We start from the raw sequence: 24671 nt of genomic DNA, 5'->3' as shown, positions 1-24671 counted from the left end.
TTCGCCGTAGCCGATTTCGTCAACCCGCGTCAGGTGTCCGCCCAGGTTGTAGCTGAACTGGCGGGCCAGGTTGTCGATGCGTTTTTCTTCGACCAGGCGGTCGGAGGCGTCGTAGGCAAACTGGTAAGCGGCATTGTTTTCATTGACCAGCGCGGTCAGGCGAATGGCTTTGTCGTACTCGTAGCGGATGCGCTGACCTTTGGCGTCCTGGCGGCTGCTCGGCAGACCGCGGGCGGTGCGCAGCAGGCGCGTGGTCTGGCCTTTGCCGTCGGTGTGCGTAAGGACCTGGCCGAGGGCGTTGTAGGTGAAGGACTCGGTGCTGCCGTCCGGGTGCTGGATGCGCAGCACTTCGCCGTCGGGTTTGCGTTCCAGGGTGGTGGTCTGGTTCAGGGCGTCGGTGACGGCGATCAGGTGGTGGCGCTCGTCGAAGCGGTAATGGGTGTTTTTACCCGAGCAATCCTGAAACCGCTCAACCTGGGCCTGAGAGTTCCACCACAGGTATTTGGATTTTTGCGTGGCGTCGATGATGGTGTGCGGCAGGCCGTCATCGCTGTTGAGGTATTCGGTTTTTTGGCCCAGCGCGTCGACTTCGGCGATGAGGTTGCCCTTGGCGTCGTAGCGGGCTTTCCAGGTGCTGCCGTCGGGGTAGTCGACCTGGGTGACCAGGGTCGTCAGGTGGTGATACTGGTATTTGATCTTGCGCCCGAGCGGGTCGGTTTCTTCCAGCAGTCGCGCGTACTCGTCGTACTTGAGCTTGACGACATTGCCGTCGGGCAATGTGAGGCCGGTCATGTTGCCGGTGTCGTCGATCTCGATAACGTAGTGCTCGCCGCCGAAATCGCGGCTGGAGGTGACGCGGTGATCGCTGTTGTAGTGGATCTCGGCTTCGCGCCCGAGCACGTCGGTGATCCAAGTGGTGCGGGCGTTCAGGTCGTAGCGAAAATGGAAATGCTCGCCATCGCTGGTCCAGTGTTCCACCACGCGGGGCTGGTCGCCGAGGGTCTGCCAACGGTAGTTGCAGGTCAGGCCCAATGCGTTGCTGTGGCTGGCCATGACGCCGTCGATGTAGCTGAAGCGACGGACCGAATCCTTGTTGCGATTGATCACTTCGATGAGCTGGCCGTTACCGTCATAACGATACTGCACCAGGGTTTCAACGGCCTTGTTGTCAACGATGCGTTTAACGTCGGTCAGGCGACCCAACGGGTTGTCGTAATGCAGGTGCACCCGTACGCCGCCCGTGGCACTGATGTCGGTGAGTTTGCCTTCAACGGTGTGGGTGAAATGCAGGAAGTGACCGTGGGCGTTTTCGATGCGCTGCAGCGGTGCCGCCGCGTTGTCGTCGGGGACTTCGCCGAAGTAGAAGAAGATGTTGTCGAGGGTTTGCAGCAGGTAATGGCCGCCCTCGGTGCAAACCAGATAAACCTGTTCGTGAGGGTTGTAGACCCGCTCGCCCGGCTGCACGTCCACGAAGGGCACGGTGCGCCCCTGGTTGTCGGTCAGGTAAACGAAACGGCCGCTGCGCCGCAGGCTTTGTTCCCAGGGCAGCACCCAACCTTTGCCGAGCACACTGTCGACGGTCAGGTCGCTGGCGTAGAAGCGTGACCATTCGAGGGGCATCAGGCCCGGGAGGCTGAAATCGGTTTCGTCAGGAATCACCTTGCGCCCGGTGGTGGCGTCCACCGGGTTGCCGACCAGACCGCCGACTGCGCGCTCGATGGCCGGCCCTACAACGTAGCGACTGGCGACTTCACCGGCGACGAAACCGGCAGTGAATTTCAGCACGCAGGGCATGACCGCTTTCATGCCGGCCTGGGTCCCGGCCTTGATCAATTGGGCGATACCGCCCGCGGCTCCGGCGACCGCCATCAGGATATCGACCGTGGTGCGCAGCCAGCCCGGAATCTCGTCGTCTACCGGCAGGTAACGGTGGGTGCCACCGCCAATGAAGACGTTGCCAGAGCCACTGGAAATCGTGGCGCCGCAGGTGAGTTTGTCACCCTTGCGAGCCGCCGCCGTGCCGTTGATGAAGACGTTGGTCGAGCCTTCGGCGACTTGCACCGGACCGGGATGTTTGTCGCAGGCGCCAATGCTCTTTTCGACATGGGCGGCCTTGCGACTATTGATGAAGACATTCGCCGACGCGAGGACGATGGTCCCGGAGGGCGATGAAAAACTACTGCCTATCGACTCCCCCAAGGACGTCAGCAGGCTACCTCCCACGCCTGCGGCCAAACCCGCCAACAGGGCCACACCAAATCCACAGGTGAAAGTCGCGATCGCGACTGTGGCAACCAGGGCAATCCCGAGCGCGGCCCCGAGCAGAAACCCGCCCAGGGCACTGGTGTGGGCGATTTCATCGCCAAACCTTGCGGCTTCAAACATGACCGTTACTCCTGTTCGCTGGAGTCGGTCTTGTTTACGCCGGGCTGGCGAGGCTGAAAGCTGGCCAGCAGGTCTGCCCAGTTCTGGTTCTGCTCGCTGCTGAAGTCAGCCTGGGCGGTGGTGGAGAAAATGATTGCACGCCCTGGCTCGATCAGAAACCCAGCCTGACGCTGATAGAACGGTCGGCCATCAGTCATGTAGTACGCATCGATCTGGATGCCTTCAATCGGTGCCGTGCTGGAAAGCTCGACCGCCTTTTTGCCCAGCAAGGTGTAGCCACGCAGCTTGGAGGCGAGCATTTTCACCTGGCGGTCGACGTAGGCCTTGAGCGCCTCGTCGGGCAGGAGTATGTCCCTGGAAACGGTGATGCTCAACGGTGCTGGAATGCTCGCCCCCAGCACAAACATGTTGACCGTGCGGTCCTGGAAACCCTGCGGCAACGCGATGCTGCCTTCCTGCAACTCATAATCCATGTGAGTAAATTCCTTAAACCAAAAAAGTAGGTATCAGCGGGCCGCGAGGCCTTCCAGCATGCTGTCGAAATCAACCAGCCAAAGACTCAGCGCAGGCTTGGTCGGATCTATCACGCAGGAAATATTCAGCCATTGCAGTTCGTCACTGCCGGCCACCGGAACGATGGCGCCCACGAGGCGTCCATGGCGTTCGGCGTGACCCATGTTGAAGTGAAAATCCAGGCACTTCGCGGCACTGCCTGCCACGCTGTAGTCACGTTGACGAATGATGCGCAGCTGCGGGTAAATCGTGCGCAGCGTTTGCACGGCGGTGTCGAAGAGTTGCTGCAGAGTCTGGCCCTGCATCACATCTCGACGCTTGATGGTCAGGATGATCGGCTCGCCTTCGTGTTCGAGGGTGGTCTGGATATCGCGGAAGTGGAAACCGGCGGGAAATGCCAGGTTAAAACCGCCGAAGTTGAAGCTGCTGGTGGCGCCCTCAAGCGCAATTATAGGAGCGGGTGCGGGCGCCAGTTCGGCCTCACGCTTGGCGATGGACGCATTTTCCTGCTCCAGACGGGCCGCTTCCTCGAGGGCGATACGCTTCTCGGAGATACGATCATAAAAACAGGTTCTGGTTGGAAGTTGGACCTTAGTCATTGATCCGTACCTCGGAACGTATGATTTGTGCATTGCACGATATAAACTTCGGGAATTATTCGATACTGAGCTCTGTTAATAGAACATGGTGAAGTTTTAACGAAAGGTGAAGTATTACACTGAGCTTTTTGCGACCACCCTCTTAATTATCGCCACAACTCCACCCTTCGAATTATCGACGAAATTCAATTAGACGTTGATAGCCAAGACAGGCAACGAACTTGTTTGATCGAAAGACTAACAGCGCACTACAGAAAAGCACAACTCTGAAAACGCGCAAAGTATTAAAAAAACATGTAGGAAAATTCTTTTTATGCTAGAGAATTCTCCTACACACATTAATTTATTGATTCTGTACAACTTACTAAAGCTAAGGCGCTACTGCATCGCGAGCCAGTGCGTGAGGAAGCTTTCAGGATTATTTGTGATACGTACAGGAAGACTCATCACAAGCGCGAGATGCCGTTTTGGCGACTGAACTGGCGCCATCACGGGCAAATCCTGCTCCCTCAGATACTGTGTTCGGCTCAGGCAAATGGCAAAACTTGTGGGAACGGGCTTGTCCGCGATGAACGATGACGCGGTCAAATCCCAGGCACAAAAAGCCTACGCACCGGGCTCACGAGCCTCCCTTTTTATTGTCCGGTTTTTGCAGCCGCGCTAATCCGCTGTGCGCCCGCTCCATCCTTGGCTAAACTGCTCCATCACTCGCCATAAAGCAGCTCACCATGCTTCGTTTATTGTTCTGGATCGCCCTGATTGCCGCCGCTATATGGCTGTGGCGCAAGTTCAAGGGCCAGGCGGCAGCGCCCCGCTCGTCTGCCGAGCTGGAAGCGGCCCCCATGGTTCGTTGCGCTCATTGCGGCGTGCACCTGCCCCGTGATCGAGCCTTGAGCCTTCAGCAGCAATGGTATTGCAGCCAGGCTCACCTTGAGCAAGGCCCGGGTTCCAGTGACCGCTGAGACGACTCGTCCCAGCCACAAACAAGCCCAGCGACTGCTGCGCCTCTATCACCTCTACCGCCTGAGTGTTGGCATCACCCTGGTGCTGCTGATCTCCAGCAACATGGACAGCCAGCTGCTTTCGCTGGCCAACGGCGAGCTACTGCGCATTGGTAGCTGGCTGTACCTGGTATTGAACATCCTGCTGGTGGTGTTCCTGGAGAACACCCGGCGCCCTAACCAGCTTCTCACCCTGGCGCTGGTCGATGTATTGCTGTTGTGCGCGCTGTTCTACGCTGGCGGTGGCGTCGCCAGTGCGATAGGCAATCTGTTGATCGTCTCGGTGGCCATCAGCAACACTCTGTTGCGACGGCGCATCGGCCTGCTGATCGCCGCCATCGGCGCTCTCGGCATCGTAGGTTCGGGTTTCCTGCTGAGCTTCAGTCACCCCACCAGCCCCAACGACTACTTGCAGGCGGGCACACTGGGGGCCCTTTGCTTTGCCGCAGCATTGCTGGTACAAGGCTTGATCCGTCGACTGGAAGTCAGCGAAAACCTGGCCGAGCAGCGCGCCAGCGAAGTGGTGAGTCTCGAAGCTCTCAACTCGCTGATCCTGCAGCGCATGCGCACCGGCATTTTGGTGATCGACGATGCGCAGCGCATACAACTGGCAAACCACAGCGCCCTGAAACTTTTAGGCCATGACACGCTTGAAGGTCGCTTGCTCGACCGTGACTTTGCGGTCCTGTTCGAGCGCCTGCAACTATGGCTCAACAACCCGACATTGCGCCCCCAGAGCCTGAAAATCGACAGCAATGGACTGGAGCTACAGCCAAGCTTCATTGCACTTGACCGAAGTCCGCAGCAGCAAACCCTGATCTTTCTTGAAGACCTGGCGCAGATTGCTCAACAGGCCCAGCAACTCAAACTCGTCGCGCTGGGGCGTCTGACCGCGAGCATCTCCCATGAAATTCGCAACCCACTGGGCGCCATCAGTCATGCCGCGCAGCTATTGCAGGAGTCCGAGGAACTGAACAGAACCGATCGACGTCTGACGCAGATCATTCAAGACCACTCCCAGCGGATGAACCGGGTAATAGAAAACGTCCTGCAATTGTCCCGCCGTCAGCAAACAGTTCCTCAGCGGCTGGACCTGAAGCCCTGGCTGGAGCAGTTCGTCGCCGAAACCCGCGAGGCTGCGACAGAGAGTCAACAGCTCCATCTGAGCATCGGCCCGGGAGACTTCAGGACCTTGATGGACCCCAATCAGCTGACCCAGATTCTCGACAATCTATTGCGAAACGCCTGGCGCCACAGTGCCCAGATCCATGCCCAGGCGCAGGTCTGGCTGGAGTTGTTCCTGGACCCGCACAGTCAGCTGCCAACCTTGGAGGTTCGTGACAACGGCCCCGGTGTCCCCGCGCAAGCCCAGGCACATCTGTTCGAACCCTTCTTCACTACGAGTACCCAAGGCACTGGCTTGGGACTTTATCTGTCCCGTGAGCTGTGCGAAAGCAACCAGGCCCGCCTAGACTTCAAACCACGCCAAGGCGGCGGCTGCTTTCGCATCACCTTTGCTCACGGACGGAAACAAAGTTAAACATGAGCCCACTGCAAAAAATTCTGATCGTCGACGATGAACCGGATATCCGCGAACTCCTGGAAATCACCCTGGGCAGGATGAAGCTCGACACCTTCAGTGCCCGCGACCTTGGCGAAGCCCAAGCCTTGCTGGCGCGAGAGAGTTTCGACCTGTGCCTGACCGATATGCGCCTGCCGGACGGTACCGGCCTTGAGCTGGTGCAATACATCCAGCAGCGTTATCCACAGCTGCCGGTCGCGATGATCACAGCGTATGGCAGCCTTGAAACGGCCATCAACGCCCTCAAGGCCGGCGCTTTCGATTTCCTGACCAAACCGGTCGACCTGACCCGCCTGCGTGAGCTGGTCACCAGCGCGTTGCGCCTGTCACCTGTGGGTGGCACCGGGGTTTCGATCGAACGCCGGTTGTTGGGTGAGTCCCTGCCCATGCGCAACCTGCGCAAACACATCGACAAACTGGCACGCAGCCAGGCCCCGGTTTATATCAGCGGTGAATCCGGCAGCGGCAAGGAACTGGTCGCACGCTTGATCCACGAACAAGGGCCGCGCGCCAACCAGCCATTCATTCCAGTGAACTGCGGGGCCATCCCGTCTGAGTTGATGGAAAGCGAGTTTTTCGGTCATCGCAAAGGCAGCTTCAGTGGTGCCATCGAGGACAAGCCCGGACTGTTCCAGGCCGCCAATGGTGGCACTCTGTTTCTCGATGAAGTGGCTGACTTGCCGTTGGCCATGCAAGTCAAGCTGTTGCGGGCGATCCAGGAAAAAGCCGTGCGCAGTGTTGGCGGGCAGCAGGAAACCGTGGTTGATGTGCGCATTCTCTGCGCCACCCACAAGGACCTCGACGCCGAAGTCGCCGCTGAACGCTTTCGCCAAGACCTGTACTACCGCCTCAACGTGATCGAATTGCGGGTGCCGCCGCTGCGCGAACGTCGTGACGACATCGAGTCTTTGGCGAGCCATATGCTCAAGCGACTGGCCAGCAACAGCGGCCAGTCTGCAGCGAAACTCCACCCACACGCCCTGGACGCACTGAAGAGCTACCGTTTTCCGGGCAACGTCAGGGAGCTGGAGAATGTCCTCGAGCGCGCCCATACCTTATGCGAGAACCAGCAGATTGAAGCCAGCGACCTAAGGCTGATCGAGGGTAACTGCACGGCGGATGGAGATGTGCCGGACCTGACGCAGATCGACAACCTGGAAGATTATCTGGAAAACGTGGAACGAAAACTCATCCTCCAGGCTCTGGAGGAAACCCGCTGGAACCGCACGGCGGCGGCTCAGCGGCTGAATCTGTCATTCCGGTCGATGCGCTACAGGCTCAAGAAATTGGGTTTGGATTAAGTAGAAGATCGCAGGCAGCGATCTTCTGAGTTTATGTCAGATCCGCCCAGTCGGTGAGTAAGGTGCCGGATCAATGATCGGCTCGCGCCCCAGCATCACATCCGCAAACAACTGGCACGACGCCGGCGCCAACACCAGGCCATTGCGGTAATGCCCGCAATTGAGCCACAACCCATCAAACCCGGGCACCCGACCAATGTACGGGATACCCTCCGGCGAACCCGGACGCAATCCGGCCCAATGCCCGACGACTTCAGCATCCGCCAATGCCGGTATCAACTCAATGGCCGAGGCTTTCAGGCTCTGCAGTGCACTCTCGGTTGGCGTCTTGTCAAAGCCTTCGTGCTCCAGGGTACTGCCGATCAGAATGTGCCCATCGCGTCGGGGAATCGCGTATCGCCCCTTGGCCAGTACCATGCTCGGCAGAAAATCTGCGGCGCACTTGAACAGAATCATTTGGCCTTTCACCGGCTCGACCGGCAGTTCAAGCCCCAGGGTCTTGAGCAAATCCCCACTCCACGCACCCGCAGTCAACACGACGTGATCTCCCGCAATCACGCCCGCCGAAGTCCGGACTCCGACCACCTGCTCGCCTTCACGAATGAACTCGCGCACCTCACACTGCTCATGAATCGTCACGTTCGGCAACGCCAGCAATGCAGCCTTCAGGGACTTAACCAGGCGCGGATTGCGCACGTTGGCCACATCGGCCATGTAGATGGCCCGGGAAAATCCCGGACCCAGCACAGGCACTGCATCGTGGGCCGCCGAGAGGTCAACGGCCCGTAACGGCCGGTTTTCGCGCAACGCCCAGGCCAGCGCTTCGGCTTCATCATCCAGGTCCAGCCAATACAGGCCGGTGGTATGCACTTCGGGATCCACCCCGGTGGCAGCGAATAATCGCTCGCCCAGCTGTGGATAAAAATCCTGTGACCAGTGCGCCAGGGCGGTGACCGCCGGGCTATAACGCCATGGGTACAATGGCGAAACGATACCACCACCGGCCCAGGACGATTCCTGGCCGACACTCGATCGATCCAGCAGTACAACACTTTGCACTTCGCAGGCGAGATTGAATGCCGTCAGCAAGCCAATCACTCCGCCGCCGACGATCACCACTTGCTGTTTCCTGGTCATGTTCTGATCCAACCATTAGATAGACAGGGGCACAAAACGCGCCCAAAAAACTCAGCGACCCCAGCAATCCTTGGTGGTCAGCCCGGCTGCGGCATTTTCCATACCTCTGGCACCGGTGTTGGTAATCGTGAAGTCCCCGCACTTGTCGGCGGCCATCGCCGAACCGACTTTACGCTTGGCGGTCAGCTTGTAAGTCTGATCGGTCAGGGTGGGCACGAGGGTGTAGTAGTCGTTGCTCGCGCTCAAGGTCGCGCCGGTGTAGACATTGGTTTTCGAGTTGGAATAGAACCGCTCGAGTATCTGCGCCTGCTCAGAGAGCAAACCTGCCACTTCAGCCCGGCGCCCCTTCTTCACATACTCAGTCAGGCTCGGGTAACCAATGGTGATGACGATCCCGATGATCGCAATCACGATCATGATCTCGATCAGGGTAAAACCGCGGTTCGATCTACGCATGCCTGCACTCTCACTTACTGAATTTGTCGCCACATGATGCGCCGGCTGCCACCGCCGGCTTTTTCAACCAACGAGGTTGGCGTTCCGCTGGAGTCATTCACGATCTTGCGGGCGCCACCGTTGACGATGGCGTTGAGCACTGGCATCCCGCCAGTGAACACCACTCCGCTGGAAATTGCGTCCGTGCCGTCCACCAGCCCGTCACCGTTGGTGTCGAGCACAGCATAATTGAGCATCTTACCGCTGAACGCATCCAGTTCGACCAGTTTGCCGGTACCAAAACTGGCACAGGGGTCGGTGGTGTCGACGCTGGCGGTGGTGAAGACGATCCGCCCCAGCACCAGGGCCGCCTGGTTGATCACCCGTTCACCGGTCAGCGCGCTGTTGTAGACCAGTGGCAGGTACCAGCCCTTCTGTGCTGGATAAGTCACTTCATTCTGGCTGGTGGTGATGAATTGCCCGGCGCTGCCCGAGAACACACTCTGCACCGATTGCAGTTGCAGATTGGCCGGGGTGAACTGTCCGGAACCACCGTCCGCGTCCCACACCGCGTAGAAGGCCTGCAGATCCTTGTTGGTCTTGTCTGCGGTTTCGTTGAACTTGCCCGTGCCGAAAAATACCACCTTGCCGCCCAGGGCGTTGTCGGCCAGTAGTGGCTGTGCGGTGATGGGCTGCAGAGCCCCGCCCGCCGTGGTAGCGGCGGTAAAAAGAGGTTTCCCACCAAATGCCACGCCCCAGGCATCGGAGCTGGTACTGCTCAAATCAAACTTCCACAGACGTCCCTTGAGGTCCCCACCGTAAGCGGCCTGCACCACGTTCTGCGAGTTGACCTTGAGTTTCACCGACGACAGGCCGTTGTTAGTCTCGCCGCCGTCGATGACGATTTTCCTGATCAGCGACCCGTTGCTGAGGTCGATCACGTACAACGCCGCCACCCCCGTGTTGCTCCCGTAACCGTTGGAGATAAACGCTGCCCAGCGGCCATCGTCCAAGCGCGCCACTTCAGGGCGGGCATAGGCATAACCCAGGTCATTAAAAGCATTCGACGCGGTTGGCGTGGCGGGCGCACTGATTTCCCAGGACGCCTTGGTCACGTTGCCTGCGGTAGCGTCAAACAATTGCAGCCCGTAAAACGTCTTGCCCCCCGCCCCTGTCCCGCCAACTGCCATGGTTTTCCAGCCCGCGCCGATTTTGGCGTCGAACACGCCGACCTGACCGTCGACCAGAAACTTGTGGCTGATCCCGTTTATGTAAGTGGGGTCGGCGATATAGCGCAGCGATGGCAGGACATTGGAGGGCATGTAGGCGTAACGCCGAGTGCCATTGCTGGCGTTGCTCGTGTTGCTGGCGTTGATGACGCTGACAAAGCCGTCATTGCCATTTACCACGAGGCTGGCCGTCATATTGGCGGCCTTGTTGGCCAGATAGGTGGTGTAGCTGCTATCACCGGCCAGGTCGGAAGCCGTTTTCTCCGTGGGCGAGGCGAGCACCAAAGGAGAGTTAATGATGTCGCCGAGCAAAGCGCTGCGTACCTTCAACCCGGCCTTGTTGGTGCCTTTGCTCCACTCCACCAGATCGGTGCCCTTGATGGTGGTGGGCAAGCCCTGGTTCAGGACGGTCTGCTGCGCCGTCGAAAAATTGTTGAAAGCCAGGGTCACCGGCACATTATCCTGGGTATTCCAGGACTGGTAAGTGGGTGCGGTCGCGCCGGGAACGATGGTCTTGTCCGTGTTCCACAGCACCGAGGCGGTATCTACCGCACCCGTGGCGGTGAAGCCGAAGGATTTGATGGTGCCGCGCCAGTCCTTGGGGTCGTAGCTGGTCTGGTAGTACGAAGAGCCGACCCCGACGACTGCGCCGCTGGTGGTGCCGCTGCCACCTGAACCGGCTTTGGAGGTGATTTCGCTCAAGGCCGACGACAGGGCCGTGGTCAGGCCGGTGGTATCGGTGGCCAGGTAGTACTTGCCCTGGCCGTACTTCGCCGCGTCTTCCAGCATCTGATTGGCCGTGGTGAAGCCTACGGTGTAGGTGTTCATGTTCTGCTTGGGAAAATCTGTCGAATCCCAGGCTTTCTTCGCCAGATCGATCCCGGTCGAACGCATGTCGATATCAAAGGCAAACTTGGCGATGTCATCCAGAAACAGCGAATCACCCTCGTCGTCACCACCGAGGGGATTGTCGCCATCGTTGTTGATACCGTCCCAATTGGGCAGTCTCGGGCCGCCCTTGGCCGTGGCCTGGGGATCGTCGGAGGGAAAGGTTCGATCATAGGTCGGCAAACCATCGGTGATCACCACCCCGTAGTTTTTCTGGCAGCGGTACTGGATCGGGCTGGTATAGGTCTTGGGGCTGTTGTAGTACGAGCCCAGACCGCGCATGTAACGGGTGACTTCGTAGTAGGTTTCGGCCAACGGCGTGTTGGCCACAGCCCTCAAGGCGCCGATAGAATCGGTCAGCGCCTTGAAATTGGATTCCGTGGTCAGATCGTCGATGGGAATGGCGATGTAGCCGCCGTTACCACGGTTGTTGCTGGTCGCGGCGTTAAACGTCGCAAGGCCGATGCGCAAAGTACGGTTGGCGTTAACCAGCGAGCTCGATACGCTGCGCGCCACGCTTATTCGCGATTCGATGGGGATGGGCGAGTTGGACGTGGAAAAATCTGTTTTCTGACCATTAGCCAGGCCAACGACGTAGGCGATGTAATTGGCCGAGTAGCGGGTATCGCCGTTGGCTGCGGGGTCTGGCAATTTGATGCACAGGGGCGTAAGGCTGTTGTTGTAAAACGCGTTGTAGCCGTTCGTGCAGCCTGACGTGGCAAGGCTGGACAAGAATATCGAATCCCCGGTGATGGCCGTCGAGCCGTAACACAGCCCAAAGAACATGTTGCACTCACGGGCCGGTGGGCGATTGATGTTCGGATCAAAGTCGGCGGCATAGATGATGTTGTTCATGCTGCCTGAGTTATCGATCAGCAACATCACGTTCGGCGCCACCGCTGCCGCACTCAGCAGGGGTGAGTCGGACGGTGTGAAGGCATAGGCCGGCGCCGCCAGATACAAACTCAACAGCATGCCGCAAAGCATCTGCCGCCACCTGGCTCGCCACTCAGTACTTCGCATAAATGCTCTCCACCACGCTGCGAACGTTGTTACCGACCACGGCCACGGCTGTGACCCGGTACAGCGTGGCCGAGGTGTTGCTCGGCACATTGACCGCATTCAGCGTGGTTCCGATGTTCTGTACTCCGTAGAAGCCACTGCCGGCGGCGATCCAGGTCACTCCCGACGTCGAATTGAACCCGGCGCCAGTAATCAAGGTGGACTCTGCGGGCGGCGCACACTGGATGGTCCCACTGCACACGGCCAAGGTATAGGTGGACAGCTGCACCGCATTTTCGCCCATGCGTAATGCCGCTTCTGCATTCTGGAACGACTGATTGCGCAACGACACGCTGGTGGCCATTTTTTCCTGCAGGGTCGCGCTCTGCATCGAGGAAAGACCAATCAGCGTCAGCAATAGCAGAAATACCAGGCTGACCAACAGCGCCATACCGCGCTGGGAGCGAGGAACCGCATCAGGAATACTCATCGGCCCTCCTCTCATTGCAGGCGATTGCGCAAAGCGGCAACCACGTTGAAGGTTTGATCGCGCACCCGCTTATCGGGATCAGTGAGGGTCAATGTCAGGCGCACGCTGCGAATTCGTGCGGGGTCGGACGGGTTGCTGCTGTAGCTGGAAGCGGCAACCTCCGTGGCAGAGCTGGCGAGACCGAAGCTAACGTTGAAGGCGCTGACGTTATCCACCAACACGAACTGGGTCGGGGTACCGCCATGGACGCCCAGCGTCAGCTGGCCGTTTTTCAGGCTGTAGATCAGCCGCCGGATCGGAAATGCCAACTGCCCCGCCACTGGGGCCTTCGCCTGGCTATAGGCCGTGGCGCTGTTTCGACAATCGGAAATCACTGTCCAGGTGGGTGTTCCACCATTTGCGCCGACATTGGCAGTGACCAGGGTGAGCTTGAGGTTGGCGTTATCCCAGGCGATGGGGTTGATCTGGCTGGCGCTGAAATCGCCCGCAGAAGTTGCGTCGGTGATGCTGCCCAAGCAACCGAACATGCCGACCATGCGAATTTCCTGAATCATTTTGCCCAGCACGAACCGGGCGTCTTCCTGCATGTTGGACGCGTTGTTCTGGCTGACGTAGGTGTTCTTGGCGGCGATAAAAATCTGCGCTACGCCCAGCACCACCACCAGGCTCAGCGCGAGGGCGATCAACAGTTCGATCAGGCCGAAGCCTTTTTGGTGGCGATTCATGGCGTCGATACCGGATCGACCGTGGCGCGACTGGTCAATACAAAACTGCGGCGCATATTGGTGTTGGCGGCGCGGGAGTCATCCCAGGCGATCGTGATGGTGTACACCCGCTGGCTCAAGGCAATAGTGCCCGTGGCAGTGGCACCGAGGGCGCTGGCGATGTTACTGGTGAAGTCGAAGAGGTCCTGATCCCGGGCCACGCCCAGGTTACCCGAGGTCGGGGGCGTAATCGTATAGTCGGCGCCGGAGTTGGCGCGAATGCGGTCCATCATGTCGTAGGCGATGAAGCTCGCCTGGCTGGTCATCCGCGAACTGTCGGTGTACTTCAGGGCATTGAGCTGAATCGCCGCGGCTCCCAACAGCCCCACGGTCAGAATCAACAATGCAACCAACACCTCGATCAACGTCATGCCCTCCTGGGCACGCTTGCTCCCTAGCCTCATCCGCAGTTTCCACCCAATTGAATACGTCCGTTCAAACACACATTCAGCGTTCGGTTCTGTGCCCCCAGCACATAACTGATCGCCACTGCAGCGGCAGGCGCCGCCAGCCCGCCCAGATTGTTGAAACTGATGGCGGTCACTCCCGAGGTTAGCGTCAGATTCGCCCCGCTGCTCATTGCAGGAACAACCCGCAATACATTGGCCGGCGAACTGGAAATGTCCGAAACCGTCAGGGTACCGGTCCACGCACCGCCATCCTTGGGCAGAACCTGAGTGGTAATGCCTCGGTCAATCGCCTCCAGCCGAGCGAAATTGAGGGCCCGCCGCAGGTCGCCGACCTCAGTGTCGGCCCTGGTGCTTTGCACTGAACCAGTGAATGCCGGTACGGCCAGGGTGATAAGAATCAGAAAAATCGCCAGTGCAATCAGCAACTCGATCAGCGTGAAACCTTTTGTACCACGATCCATCAGTGCACTCCGCTGCCGTCGGCTATACCTGCTGCTACACGCTAGAACATTCGGCCGGCAAATGTTCGGTTGTTTTGCCTTTACTCGCGCAAGGAATGCGCAGGTGATTACACCCCAGGGAAGGAATGACATGCATCAGCGAGGCTTCACCCTGGTCGAACTGCTTATGGGACTGACGATCGCCGGGATTGTCCTGTCGTTGGTCAGCCCGGTATTTGCAGCGCTCACCGAATCAATTTATCGCGAAGAGGCGGCAAAGTCGCTGGTCGGCGGCTTGCGCAGCGCGAGAAGCGAGGCGATCACGCGCAGTCAGACGATCATGATCCACGGTATCAACGGCGATTGGAGCCAGGGATGGCGAATCATTGTCGATGCCAGCGGTCAGGGCTATGAAGACAGCAGCAACCCACTGCTGGTCGAACGCCAGAGCCGCGCGGGAACAACGATTGTCGGCAACAAGAATGTCAAAAGCTCGATACGGTTCAGCCATCTCGGCGACCCCCTGCACGGCGGGTTTCAAGCGGGAACGTTGCACGTGTGCGCTGCACGCGAGCCGGTCAGCCAATACCAGGTGGTATTGGCGTCAACCGGTCGAATCCGCCTTCGCAATGAAAAGCTGCAACAGGCGCTTTGCCTCGGGGGAGAAGACTCAGAGCAGGGAGCGGACGCGTAATTCCTTAGGCATGGAGAACGTCACATTCTCCTCTCGACCGGCCAATTCATCCGCACCGCTAGCGCCCCAGGCCTGCAATTGCTGGATCACACCGCGCACCAGCACTTCCGGTGCGGAAGCGCCCGCGGTGATGCCGATCCGCTGAACGCCATCGAACCAGCTCTTTTGCAGATCCTCGGCGCCGTCTATCAGATAGGCCGGGGTGGACATGCGCTCGGCCAGTTCACGCAGGCGATTGGAGTTGGAGCTGTTCGGGCTGCCCACCACCAACACCACGTCGCACTCATCGGCCAGTTGCTTGACTGCATCCTGACGGTTTTGCGTCGCGTAGCAGATATCATCCTTGCGCGGACCACCGATTGCCGGGAAACGCGCACGCAGAGCATCAATAACTCGACTGGTATCATCCATAGACAAGGTGGTCTGGGTGACGAATGCCAGCTTCTCGGGATCACGCACCTGCAGTTTCGCGACGTCTTCTTCGTCTTCGACCAGGTAGATCGCGCCACCGTTGCCGCCGTCGTACTGGCCCATGGTGCCTTCGACTTCCGGGTGCCCGGCGTGGCCAATGAGAATGCACTCACGGCCATCGCGACTGTAGCGTGCAACTTCAATGTGCACCTTGGTCACCAGCGGACAGGTGGCATCGAACACTTTAAGGCCACGGCCGGTAGCTTCAGTACGCACAGCCTGGGATACGCCGTGGGCACTGAAGATAACGATGACGTCGTCGGGCACCTGGTCGAGTTCCTCGACGAAGATCGCACCGCGAGCTCGCAGGTCTTCGACCACGAATTTGTTGTGGACAACTTCGTGGCGCACGTAGATCGGCGGCCCGAAGACTTCCAGGGCGCGATTGACGATTTCGATCGCACGATCCACACCGGCGCAAAAGCCACGGGGGTTGGCGAGTTTGATTTGCATACTGTGCCTCGTGTCTTGCCCTGTAGGAGCGAGCTTGCTCGCGAAAAACGAGCAGGCACCGCGTACATCCAGGCTGTAAGCGTTATCGTTGACGACCATCGCGAGCAAGCTCGCTCCTACAGAAAGCCGATTTGTCAGTTACAGCGATTTGACGCTGATGATCTCGACATCAAAGGTCAATATCTTGCCCGACAGCGGGTGATTGAAGTCGATGGTCACCTGCTCGTCATCGAACTCTTTTACCACGCCTGGCAATTCAGTATTGGCCGCATCGTTGAAGATCACCAGCAAACCCGGCGACAGGTCCATGCCCTGAAACTGTGAACGCGGGATGACCTGCACATTCTGCGGGTTCGGCTGGCCAAAAGCGTTTTCCGGGGCAATCGTCAGTGTGCGCTTGTCCCCGGCCTTGAAGCCGAACAGCGCCGCTTCAAAACCCGGCAACAAATTGCCATCGCCGACCTTGAAGGTCGCCGGGGCTTTGTCGAACGTGCTGTCGACGGTGTCGCCGTTCTCCAGGCGCAGGGCGAAGTGCAAAGTGACTTCGGTGTTCTGGCGGATGCGTTGCTCAACCAATACGTGCTCAGTCATGAACGGCTTCTCCGGTCTTTTTGCTTTTGAACATATCCAGCGCCAGCATCACTGCGCCGACAGTGATTGCACTGTCGGCGAAGTTGAATGCAGGGAAGTACCAGCGGTTCTGCCAGTGCACCAGAATGAAGTCGATCACATGCCCCAGGGCGATGCGGTCATACAGATTGCCCAGCGCACCACCCAGCACCAGCGCCAAGGCGACTGCCAGCCAGGTCTCGTTGCGTCCCAGACGCTTGAGCCAGACCACCAGCACGGCACTGACCACAATAGCGATCAGGGCAAACAACCAGCGTTGCCAGCCGGAGCTGTCGGCCAGGAAGCTGAAGGCCGCGCCGGTGTTATAGGCCAGGGTCCAGCTGAAGTAGTCAGGGATGACCACGATCTGCTGGTACATGCTCAGGGAGCCTTCGAAGTAGAACTTGCTGGCCTGGTCAATGACCAGGACCAGCAAGCTCAACCACAGCCAGCTAAGCCGTCCGAAACGGCCAACGCCATTAGGCATAGTGACGAACCTCGCCAGCGCCGCTGATGTTGTCGACGCAACGGCCGCAGATTTCCGGATGCTCCGGGTTCACGCCGACGTCTTCACGGCAGTGCCAGCAACGGGCGCACTTGGCGAAGGCCGACTTGACGATCTTCAGTTTCAGGCCGCTGACTTCGGTGACTACCGCGTCCCCCGGCGCCTGAACAAAAGGCGCCACGCTGGCGGTAGAGGTGATCAGTACAAAGCGCAGTTCGTTGCTCAGTTTCGCCAGGTCAGCGCTCAACGCTTCTTCGGCAAACAGCGTCACTTCGGCCTGCAGGTTGCCACCGACGGCCTTGGCCGCACGCTGGATTTCCATTTCCTTGTTGACCGCGACCTTCACCGCCATGATCCGCTCCCAATAGGCGCGACCCAGTTCGACGTTATCCGGCAATTCGGTCAGGCCTTCGTACCAGGTGTTGAGCATCACCGATTCGTTGCGCTCGCCCGGCAGGTATTCCCACAATTCATCCGCGGTGAAGGCGAGGATCGGCGCGATCCAGCGCACCAGCGCTTCAGAGATGTGGTACAGCGCGGTTTGCGCCGAACGACGGGCCTTGCTGTTGGCACCGGTGGTGTACTGGCGGTCCTTGATGATGTCGAGGTAGAAACCACCCAGCTCCTGCACGCAGAAGTTGTGGATCTTGGAGTAGACGTTCCAGAAACGATATTCGCCGTAGTGCTCTTGCAACTCGCGTTGCAACAGCAGGGTACGGTCCACAGCCCAACGATCCAGCGCCAGCATATCTTCAGCCTGGACGATGTCGGTGGCCGGGTTGAAGCCGGTCAGGTTGGAAAGCAGGAAGCGCGCGGTGTTACGGATGCGCCGGTAGGCGTCCGCACTGCGTTGCAGGATCTGCTCGGAAACTGCCATTTCGCCCGAATAATCGGTAGAGGCGACCCACAGGCGCATGATGTCGGCGCCCAGGGTGTCGTTGACCTTCTGCGGCGCAATCACGTTGCCCAGGGACTTGGACATCTTGCGACCGGACTCGTCGACGGTGAAACCGTGAGTCAGCAGTTCGCGGTAAGGCGCGTGGTTGTCGATGGCGCAACCGGTCAACAGCGACGAGTGGAACCAGCCACGGTGTTGATCGGAGCCTTCCAGGTACAAGTCCGCACGCGGGCCGGTCTCGTGGCCCATAGGGTGCGAACCGCGCAGGACGTGCCAGTGCGTGGTGCCCGAATCAAACCACACATCCAAGGTGTCACTGATCTTGTCGTACTGCGGCGCTTCGTCCCCGAGCAACTCGGCGGCGTCCATCTTGAACCAGGCTTCGATACCTTCGACTTCGACGCGCTTGGCGACTTCTTCCATCAACTCGGCAGTTCGTGGGTGCAGCTCGCCGCTTTCCTTGTTCAGGAAGAACGGAATCGGCACGCCCCAGTTGCGCTGGCGGGAGATGCACCAGTCCGGACGGTTGGCGATCATCGAGTGCAGGCGCGCCTGGCCCCAGGCTGGAACGAACTTGGTTTCCTCGATGGCTTTGATCGCCCGCTTGCGCAGGGTTTCGCCGGTCGCAGGCTCTTTGTCCATGCCGATGAACCACTGCGCGGTAGCGCGGTAGATCAGCGGGGTTTTGTGCCGCCAGCAGTGCATGTAGCTGTGTTCGATGATGGTGGTGTGCAGCAGCGCACCGACTTCGGTCAGCTTGTCGACGATGGCCGGGTTGGCCTTCCAGATGAACTGGCCGCCAAAAAACTCCAGCGCTGGCACGTAAACGCCGTTGCTTTGTACCGGGTTGAGGATGTCGTCGTTGACCATGCCGTATTTCTTGCAGGTCACGAAGTCGTCCACACCGTAGGCCGGAGCGGAGTGAACCACGCCGGTGCCAGCGCCCAACTCGACGTACTCGGCCAGGTAAACCGGCGACAGACGATCGTAGAACGGGTGACGGAAGTTGATCAGTTCCAGTTCTTTACCGGTGGTGGTCGCGATGACCGAACCCTCCAGGTTGTAGCGAACCAGGCAAGACTCGACCAGCTCTTCAGCCAGTACCAGCAGTTTGTCGCCGACATCGACCAGGGCGTAGTTGAATTCAGGGTGAACATTGAGCGCCTGGTTGGCCGGGATGGTCCACGGGGTGGTGGTCCAGATCACGATCGACGCCGGTTTGGCCAGGGACGCCAGACCGAAAGCGGCCGCCAGTTTAGCTTCGTCAGCAATCGGGAAGGCCACGTCGATGGTCGAGGACTTCTTGTTCTCGTACTCGACTTCCGCTTCAGCCAGGGCCGAACCGCAGTCGAAGCACCAGTTCACAGGCTTGAGGCCCTTGAACACGAAACCGCCCTTGACGATTTCGGCCAAGGCGCGGATTTCGCCGGCCTCGTTTTTGAAGTCCATGGTCTTATACGGGTTGGCGAAGTCGCCCAACACGCCCAGACGGATGAATTCGGATTTTTGCCCTTCGATCTGCTCGGTGGCGTAAGCACGGCACAGTTCGCGGGTTTTGTCCGCGCCCAGGTTCTTGCCGTGGGTCACTTCGACTTTGTGTTCGATCGGCAGGCCATGGCAGTCCCAGCCTGGAACGTAAGGCGCATCGAAGCCCGACAGAGTCTTCGAACGGATGATCATGTCCTTGAGAATCTTGTTCAGCGCATGACCGATGTGAATCGTGCCGTTGGCGTACGGAGGACCGTCGTGAAGCACGAACTTCGGACGATCCTTGCCAATCTCGCGCAACTTACCGTACAGGCCAATGCTGTCCCAGCGCTGCAGAATCTGCGGTTCGCGCTGAGGCAGGCCGGCCTTCATTGGGAAGGCGGTGTCCGGAAGGTTTAGCGTGGCTTTATAGTCGGTCATTTAAGGCTCTTCATTAGCGATTGGCGCTAGGTGCGACAGGGCACGGGCGGCGGCAACATCCGCATTGATTGCCGTCTTAAGCGCCTCCAGAGAGGCGAAACGCTGCTCTTCACGCAGCTTGTGGTGGAAGACCACCGTCAAACGCCGGTCATACAGATCGCCGGCAAAATCTAAAAGATGAACCTCGAGATGGGCTTTGCCATCCCCCTGGACCGTGGGGCGCACGCCGATATTGGCGACACCGGGCCAGGTCTTGCCGTCGATATCGACATTGACCAGGTAGACCCCGGTCAACGGAACACGGCGACGCTTGAGTTGAATGTTGGCCGTGGGCGTACCCAGTTGGCGCGCCAGCTTCTGACCGTGCAGGACCCGACCAGCGATTTGAAACGGTCGGCCAAGCAGCCGTTCGGCCAGGGCAAAATCGGCGGCGGCCAGCGCATTGCGCACCTGGGTGCTGCTGACGCGAATGCCTTCAAGCTCCACGGTTTGCGCCGCTTCGACGGTGAAACCGTGAACCAGGCCGGCCTGCTGCAGGAATTCGAAATCCCCTACCCGGTCACAGCCGAAGCGAAAGTCATCACCGACTTCCAGGTGCTGCACGCCAAGCCCGTCCACCAGAATGGTATCGACGAACTCGCTGGCGCTGAGCTTGCTCAAACGCTGGTTGAAGGCCAGGCACAGCACCCGGTCGACGCCTTCGTCGGCCAGCAGCTGCAGTTTGTCCCGCAGCCGGGCCAGACGGGCTGGCGCCGTGTCCGGGGCAAAAAACTCCCTTGGCTGGGGCTCGAAAATCACCACGCAGCTGGGCACGCCCAACTCGAGCGCACGCTCACGCAGCCTCGCCAGGATTGCCTGGTGGCCACGGTGAACACCGTCAAAGTTGCCAATAGTGGCGACACAGCCCCGATGCTGGGGGCGCAGGTTGTGGAGGCCTCGAACCAGCTGCATAACGCGCTTCTTGCTCATAAAGTGGTCGATTATAACCACACCCGGCGGCCGACGACAGGCAACACCGTAACCAAAGTCATCGAGCCGACCAAAACACCGGCTCGCCCATGTTCATCCCGTGGCGCCCTCAGCTGAGCGCCTTGCGGTTGAAGTCGCGCAAACGGAAGCCCATCAGCAGCAACATGCCGAAATAAGCGATGGCACCGGCAGCGACCAATGCCCCCAGACGCAGGAAGCGCTCCAGCATGTGCCCCTCCCCCCACGCAGGCATGAAATGCATGCCCGCCAGCAATACCGCTGACATGACCGTGACGGCAACGACCAGCTTCAGGCCGAATTTGCCCCAGCCAGGTTGCGGCTGATACATCTGCTGCTTGCGCAGCTGGTAGAACAGCAGGCCGGCGTTGATGCAGGCACCGGCACTAATGGCCAGGGCCAGGCCGGCATGGGCCAGCGGGCCGATCAATACCAGGTTGAACAACTGCGTGATGATCAGGGTGAAAATCGCGATCTTTACCGGAGTACGAATGTTTTGTTGCGCATAAAAGCCTGGGGCCAGCACCTTGATCACAATAATGCCCATTAAACCGACCGAATAGGCGATCAAGGCGCGCTGGGTCATGGACGCATCAAACGCCGTGAATTGGCCATATTGGAACAACGACACCGTCAACGGCTCAGCGAGAATTCCCAGCGCCAGGGAGCATGGCAGCACCAGCACGAAGCACAGGCGCAGACCCCAATCGAGAATCCGCGAATACTCCTGGCGGTCCTTGCTGGCATAAGTCTTGGCCAGCGTTGGCAGCAAAATCGTGCCCAACGCCACGCCCAACACACCGGAAGGCAATTCCATCAAGCGGTCGGCGTAGTACATCCAGGACACCGAACCGGCCGCCAGGAAGGAGGCGAAGATGGTGTTGATGATCAGCGAAATCTGGCTCACCGACACCCCCAGAATCGCCGGCAGCATCTGCTTCATCACCCGCCAGACGCCGGTATCGCGCAGATTCAGGCGCGGCAGCACCAGCATGCCGATCTTTTTCAGGTGCGGCAGCTGATACAGCAACTGCGCCAGGCCACCGACCAGCACTGCCCAGCCGAGCGCCATGACCGGCGGATCGAAGTACGGCGTGAGGAACACCGCGAAGATGATCATGCTGACATTGAGCAGCGTCGGCACAAAAGCCGGCACCGAGAAGCGGTTGTAGGTATTGAGGATGGCCCCGGCCAGCGAGGACAGGGAGATCAGCAGAATATAAGGAAACGTCACCCGCAACAGGCTGGAGGTGAGCTCGAATTTTTCCGGGGTGTCGGTGAAGCCGGGGGCCGTGGCCCAGATAACCCAAGGCGCGGCGAGCATGCCCAAAGCAGTGACGAGCGCCAGCACCAGGGTCAGCAGGCCCGAGACGTAGGCAATGAACGTGCGAGTCGCCTCCTCGCCCTTCTGACTCTTGTACTCGGCAAGAATCGGCACGAAAGCCTGGGAAAAGGCACCCTCGGCGAAGATCCGGCGCAGCAAATTGGGCAGTTTGAACGCGATAAAGAAGGCGTCAGTCGCCATTCCGGCGCCGAATGTACGTGCGATCAGCGTGTCACGAACGAACCCCAGAACCCGGGAAAGCATGGTGATAGAGCTGACGGCGGCCAACGATTTGAGCAGATTCATTGAAAGAGTTTGTGCCTGTCGATAAACAGCAGGCGAACAAAGCGCCTACTTATGCGATACTCCGCGCCGCAGCAGCACAGAGCCAAAGCTCGCGAGTTTACAGGTCAAGCGCCGGAAATAAATATCCCGCCTCTTTATACCTACCACTTAGCGGAACGTTTCAACCGCCCTTGACAAGACATCAACTCATCGGCATGATTCGCGGCCTATTTTGTTTGCTATTTCCTAAAAAGTCTTTCGAGGAGCTCGACGGTGGCCAACACACCTTCCGCCAAAAAACGTGCAAAACAGGCTGAGAAGCGTCGCAGCCACAACGCCAGCCTGCGTTCCATGGTTCGTACCTACATCAAGAATGTAGTTAAGGCCATCGACGCAAAAGACGCTGAAAAAGCTCAAGCTGCTTACGTTCTGGCCGTGCCAGTTATCGACCGTATGGCCGATAAAGGCATCATCCACAAGAACAAGGCTGCTCGTCATAAGAGCCGCCTGAACGGTCACGTCAAGGCTCTGAACCTTGCTGTTGCCGCATAAGCGATAAGCTTGTTGAAAAACCGACCTCAGGGTCGGTTTTTTATTGCCCGCTTTTAGGAGCAAGCCTGCTCGCGATGGTCACCAACGATTACGCGCGCCACCTGACGAAACGCGGCGCACTCTGGTTTTTCGCGAGCAAGCTCGCTACTACATTTTGGATTTGCGCCAGGTTATTGGGTGTGCGCCCACGGCAGGATCGGGATCGCCGTCACCGCATTCTGCGGACTGCCTTCGATGAAGCGATCGCTGTACACCAGGTACACCAGGGTATTGCGCTTCTTGTCGAGGAACCGCACCACCTGCATGGTCTTGAACACCAGCGAGGTGCGCTCCTTGAACACCTCGTCGCCATCCTTCAACTCACCCTTGAAGCTGATCGGCCCGACCTGGCGGCAGGCGATAGACGCCTCGGCGCGATCCTCCGCCAACCCCAACCCACCTTTCAATCCGCCAGTCTTGGCGCGAGACAGGTAGCAGGTCACACCCTCGACCTTCGGATCATCAAACGCCTCGACGACGATGCGGTCGTTAGGACCGACGATCTTGAATACCGTCGACACCTGACCAATCTCCTCGGCCGAAACCAGCAGCGGCACTGCCAACAGCAGACCCAACAATCCTTTTGCCACACACATTCAAATATTCCTTCAGACCAGAATCAGGTTATCGCGATGAACCAGTTCCGGCTCAGCCATATAACCCAATAGACCGACAATCGCCTCAGACGACTGACCAATGATTTTCTGTGCTTCCAGCGCACTGTAGTTCGCAAGGCCGCGAGCGATCTCACGACCGTCCGGCGCCACGCACACCACCATTTCGCCACGCCGGAAGCTGCCCTGGACCAGCTTGACCCCGACCGGCAACAAACTCTTGTTGCCCTGGGACAGCGCAGCCACCGCACCAGCATCCAGCACCAGCGTGCCACGGGTTTGCAGATGCCCGGCCAGCCATTGCTTGCGCGCCGCCAACATGCCGCGCTCAGGCGACAACAGCGTGCCGATGCGCTCACCCGCCTTGAGACGATCCAGCACGCGATCAATGCGCCCACCAACGATGATGGTGTGCGCACCAGAGCGCGCTGCCAGCCGCGCAGCTCGCAATTTGGTCTGCATGCCGCCACGACCCAAGGCACCGCCAGTGCCACCAGCGACCGCATCCAGCGCCGGGTCATCGGCGCGCGCTTCGTAAATAAGGTTGGCGTCGGGATTTTTGCGCGGGTCGGCGTCGAACATACCGTCGCGATCAGTCAGGATCACCAGCAGATCAGCCTCGACCAGATTAGCCACCAGCGCCGCCAGGGTGTCGTTGTCGCCGAAACGGATCTCATCAGTGACCACGGTGTCGTTTTCATTGATCACAGGGATGACTTTCAGCTCAACCAATGCACGCAATGTACTGCGGGCGTTCAGGTAGCGCTTGCGGTCGGACAGGTCATCGTGGGTCAGGAGAATCTGCGCGGTATGCCTGCCATGCTCGGCAAAGCTCGACTCCCACGCCTGCACCAGCCCCATCTGGCCGATAGCAGCCGCCGCCTGGAGCTCATGCATGGCACTGGGTCGTACGCTCCAGCCCAAGCGACTCATCCCCGCCGCTACCGCCCCGGAGGACACCAGCACCAGCTCGACGCCGGCTTCATGCAAAGCCACCATCTGCTCGACCCAGACACCCATCGCCGCACGATCCAGACCCTTGCCATCCGCCGTCAGCAAAGCGCTGCCGATCTTCACGACCCAACGCTGCGCACCTGTCACCTTGCTCCGCATCATCTTCAACCTTAGCTTGAGGACAGCGCGACCCAGCGCTGCC

At 59.2% G+C, this 24671-nt stretch carries 23 protein-coding genes and 1 pseudogene; 6 read left to right on the top strand and 18 right to left on the bottom strand.

What is annotated here, in order from left to right:
- The 3 genes from L9059_RS20615 to L9059_RS20605 all read right to left on the bottom strand — a co-directional run.
- On the bottom strand, positions 1-2385 hold a 2385-nt coding region (locus L9059_RS20615; protein WP_247292764.1), incomplete at its 3' end, for a DUF6531 domain-containing protein.
- A 5-nt stretch (positions 2386-2390) separates the two neighbouring features.
- Complete coding sequence (locus L9059_RS20610) at positions 2391-2858, bottom strand: DcrB-related protein (protein ID WP_247292763.1); 468 nt, start codon at positions 2856-2858, stop codon at positions 2391-2393.
- A gap of 33 nt (positions 2859-2891) precedes the next feature.
- Positions 2892-3497, bottom strand: coding sequence for a hypothetical protein (locus tag L9059_RS20605; protein ID WP_247292762.1), 606 nt, complete (start codon positions 3495-3497; stop codon positions 2892-2894).
- A gap of 375 nt (positions 3498-3872) precedes the next feature.
- Between L9059_RS20605 and nadE the strand changes: the two are divergent.
- The 4 genes and pseudogenes from nadE to L9059_RS20585 form a co-directional block, all read left to right on the top strand.
- Positions 3873-3965, top strand: a pseudogene (gene nadE, locus L9059_RS20600) (ammonia-dependent NAD(+) synthetase); the annotation flags it as partial.
- Positions 3966-4225: 260 nt separating this feature from the next.
- The gene (locus tag L9059_RS20595; protein ID WP_247292761.1) at positions 4226-4459 is read left to right on the top strand and encodes a PP0621 family protein; all 234 of its coding nucleotides are present in this window, start codon (positions 4226-4228) and stop codon (positions 4457-4459) included.
- Positions 4449-6038, top strand: coding sequence for a sensor histidine kinase (locus L9059_RS20590; RefSeq protein WP_247292760.1), 1590 nt, complete (start codon positions 4449-4451; stop codon positions 6036-6038). The genes L9059_RS20595 and L9059_RS20590 overlap by 11 nt, the downstream gene beginning before the upstream one ends.
- A 2-nt stretch (positions 6039-6040) precedes the next feature.
- Entirely contained in the window at positions 6041-7381 is a 1341-nt protein-coding gene (locus L9059_RS20585; protein ID WP_247292759.1) for a sigma-54-dependent transcriptional regulator, read from the top strand.
- A 36-nt stretch (positions 7382-7417) separates the two neighbouring features.
- Here L9059_RS20585 and thiO read toward each other — a convergent pair whose 3' ends face one another.
- The 7 genes from thiO to L9059_RS20550 are packed head-to-tail and all read right to left on the bottom strand — an operon-like array spanning position 7418 to position 14197.
- On the bottom strand, positions 7418-8518 hold the full coding sequence (gene thiO / locus L9059_RS20580) for a glycine oxidase ThiO (protein ID WP_247292758.1): 1101 nt from the start codon (positions 8516-8518) through the stop codon (positions 7418-7420).
- A 51-nt stretch (positions 8519-8569) separates the two neighbouring features.
- Positions 8570-8974 (bottom strand): type IV pilin protein, encoded by a 405-nt coding sequence (locus tag L9059_RS20575; RefSeq protein WP_247292757.1) that lies wholly within the window; start codon positions 8972-8974, stop codon positions 8570-8572.
- A 14-nt stretch (positions 8975-8988) separates the two neighbouring features.
- Positions 8989-12093 carry a pilus assembly protein gene (locus tag L9059_RS20570; RefSeq protein ID WP_247292756.1) on the bottom strand — a complete coding sequence of 1035 codons (3105 nt, stop codon included), beginning with the start codon at positions 12091-12093 and terminating at the stop codon, positions 8989-8991.
- Positions 12080-12562, bottom strand: a complete 483-nt coding sequence (locus L9059_RS20565) for a pilus assembly PilX family protein (protein ID WP_247292755.1) — start codon at positions 12560-12562, stop codon at positions 12080-12082. The genes L9059_RS20570 and L9059_RS20565 overlap by 14 nt, the downstream gene beginning before the upstream one ends.
- A gap of 11 nt (positions 12563-12573) precedes the next feature.
- Entirely contained in the window at positions 12574-13287 is a 714-nt protein-coding gene (locus tag L9059_RS20560; RefSeq protein ID WP_247292754.1) for a PilW family protein, read from the bottom strand.
- On the bottom strand, positions 13284-13730 hold the full coding sequence (gene pilV, locus L9059_RS20555; RefSeq protein ID WP_247292753.1) for a type IV pilus modification protein PilV: 447 nt from the start codon (positions 13728-13730) through the stop codon (positions 13284-13286). The genes L9059_RS20560 and pilV overlap by 4 nt, the downstream gene beginning before the upstream one ends.
- Positions 13727-14197 (bottom strand): GspH/FimT family pseudopilin, encoded by a 471-nt coding sequence (locus L9059_RS20550; RefSeq protein WP_247292752.1) that lies wholly within the window; start codon positions 14195-14197, stop codon positions 13727-13729. The genes pilV and L9059_RS20550 overlap by 4 nt, the downstream gene beginning before the upstream one ends.
- A gap of 130 nt (positions 14198-14327) precedes the next feature.
- On the opposite strand from L9059_RS20550, the gene L9059_RS20545 reads away from it, so the two are divergent.
- A complete protein-coding gene (locus L9059_RS20545) occupies positions 14328-14870 on the top strand; it encodes a GspH/FimT family pseudopilin (RefSeq protein ID WP_247292768.1) in 543 nt (180 codons plus the stop codon).
- On the opposite strand, the gene ispH is transcribed toward L9059_RS20545, so the two are convergent.
- From ispH to murJ, 6 genes are all read right to left on the bottom strand, one after another.
- A complete protein-coding gene (gene ispH / locus L9059_RS20540; RefSeq protein WP_247292751.1) occupies positions 14847-15794 on the bottom strand; it encodes a 4-hydroxy-3-methylbut-2-enyl diphosphate reductase in 948 nt (315 codons plus the stop codon). The genes L9059_RS20545 and ispH overlap by 24 nt on opposite strands.
- Before the next feature lie 138 nt (positions 15795-15932).
- On the bottom strand, positions 15933-16385 hold the full coding sequence (gene fkpB, locus L9059_RS20535) for an FKBP-type peptidyl-prolyl cis-trans isomerase (protein WP_247292750.1): 453 nt from the start codon (positions 16383-16385) through the stop codon (positions 15933-15935).
- Positions 16378-16890 (bottom strand): signal peptidase II, encoded by a 513-nt coding sequence (lspA, locus tag L9059_RS20530; protein WP_162437784.1) that lies wholly within the window; start codon positions 16888-16890, stop codon positions 16378-16380. Before lspA ends, fkpB begins: the two co-directional genes overlap by 8 nt.
- Positions 16883-19714 carry an isoleucine--tRNA ligase gene (ileS, locus tag L9059_RS20525; RefSeq protein WP_247292749.1) on the bottom strand — a complete coding sequence of 944 codons (2832 nt, stop codon included), beginning with the start codon at positions 19712-19714 and terminating at the stop codon, positions 16883-16885. The genes lspA and ileS overlap by 8 nt, the downstream gene beginning before the upstream one ends.
- Complete coding sequence (ribF, locus tag L9059_RS20520; RefSeq protein ID WP_247292748.1) at positions 19715-20665, bottom strand: bifunctional riboflavin kinase/FAD synthetase; 951 nt, start codon at positions 20663-20665, stop codon at positions 19715-19717.
- 127 nt (positions 20666-20792) lie between these two features.
- On the bottom strand, positions 20793-22331 hold the full coding sequence (gene murJ, locus L9059_RS20515) for a murein biosynthesis integral membrane protein MurJ (protein ID WP_247292747.1): 1539 nt from the start codon (positions 22329-22331) through the stop codon (positions 20793-20795).
- 252 nt (positions 22332-22583) lie between these two features.
- Between murJ and rpsT the strand changes: the two genes are divergently transcribed.
- On the top strand, positions 22584-22862 hold the full coding sequence (rpsT, locus tag L9059_RS20510; RefSeq protein WP_008154937.1) for a 30S ribosomal protein S20: 279 nt from the start codon (positions 22584-22586) through the stop codon (positions 22860-22862).
- A 170-nt stretch (positions 22863-23032) separates the two neighbouring features.
- On the opposite strand, the gene L9059_RS20500 is transcribed toward rpsT, so the two are convergent.
- Together L9059_RS20500 and proB are read right to left on the bottom strand one after the other, a co-directional pair.
- Positions 23033-23497, bottom strand: coding sequence for a CreA family protein (locus L9059_RS20500; protein ID WP_247292746.1), 465 nt, complete (start codon positions 23495-23497; stop codon positions 23033-23035).
- Positions 23498-23509: 12 nt separating this feature from the next.
- The gene (gene proB, locus L9059_RS20495; protein WP_247292767.1) at positions 23510-24628 is read right to left on the bottom strand and encodes a glutamate 5-kinase; all 1119 of its coding nucleotides are present in this window, start codon (positions 24626-24628) and stop codon (positions 23510-23512) included.
- Positions 24629-24671: the final 43 nt, after the last annotated feature.

The sequence above is a fragment of the Pseudomonas violetae genome (genome assembly GCF_023072615.1).
In the GTDB taxonomy this organism is placed as follows: Bacteria; Pseudomonadota; Gammaproteobacteria; order Pseudomonadales; family Pseudomonadaceae; genus Aquipseudomonas; species Aquipseudomonas violetae.
The sequence above is the reverse complement of the archived record's forward strand: the minus strand, read 5'-3'. Positions and strand labels throughout refer to the sequence as shown.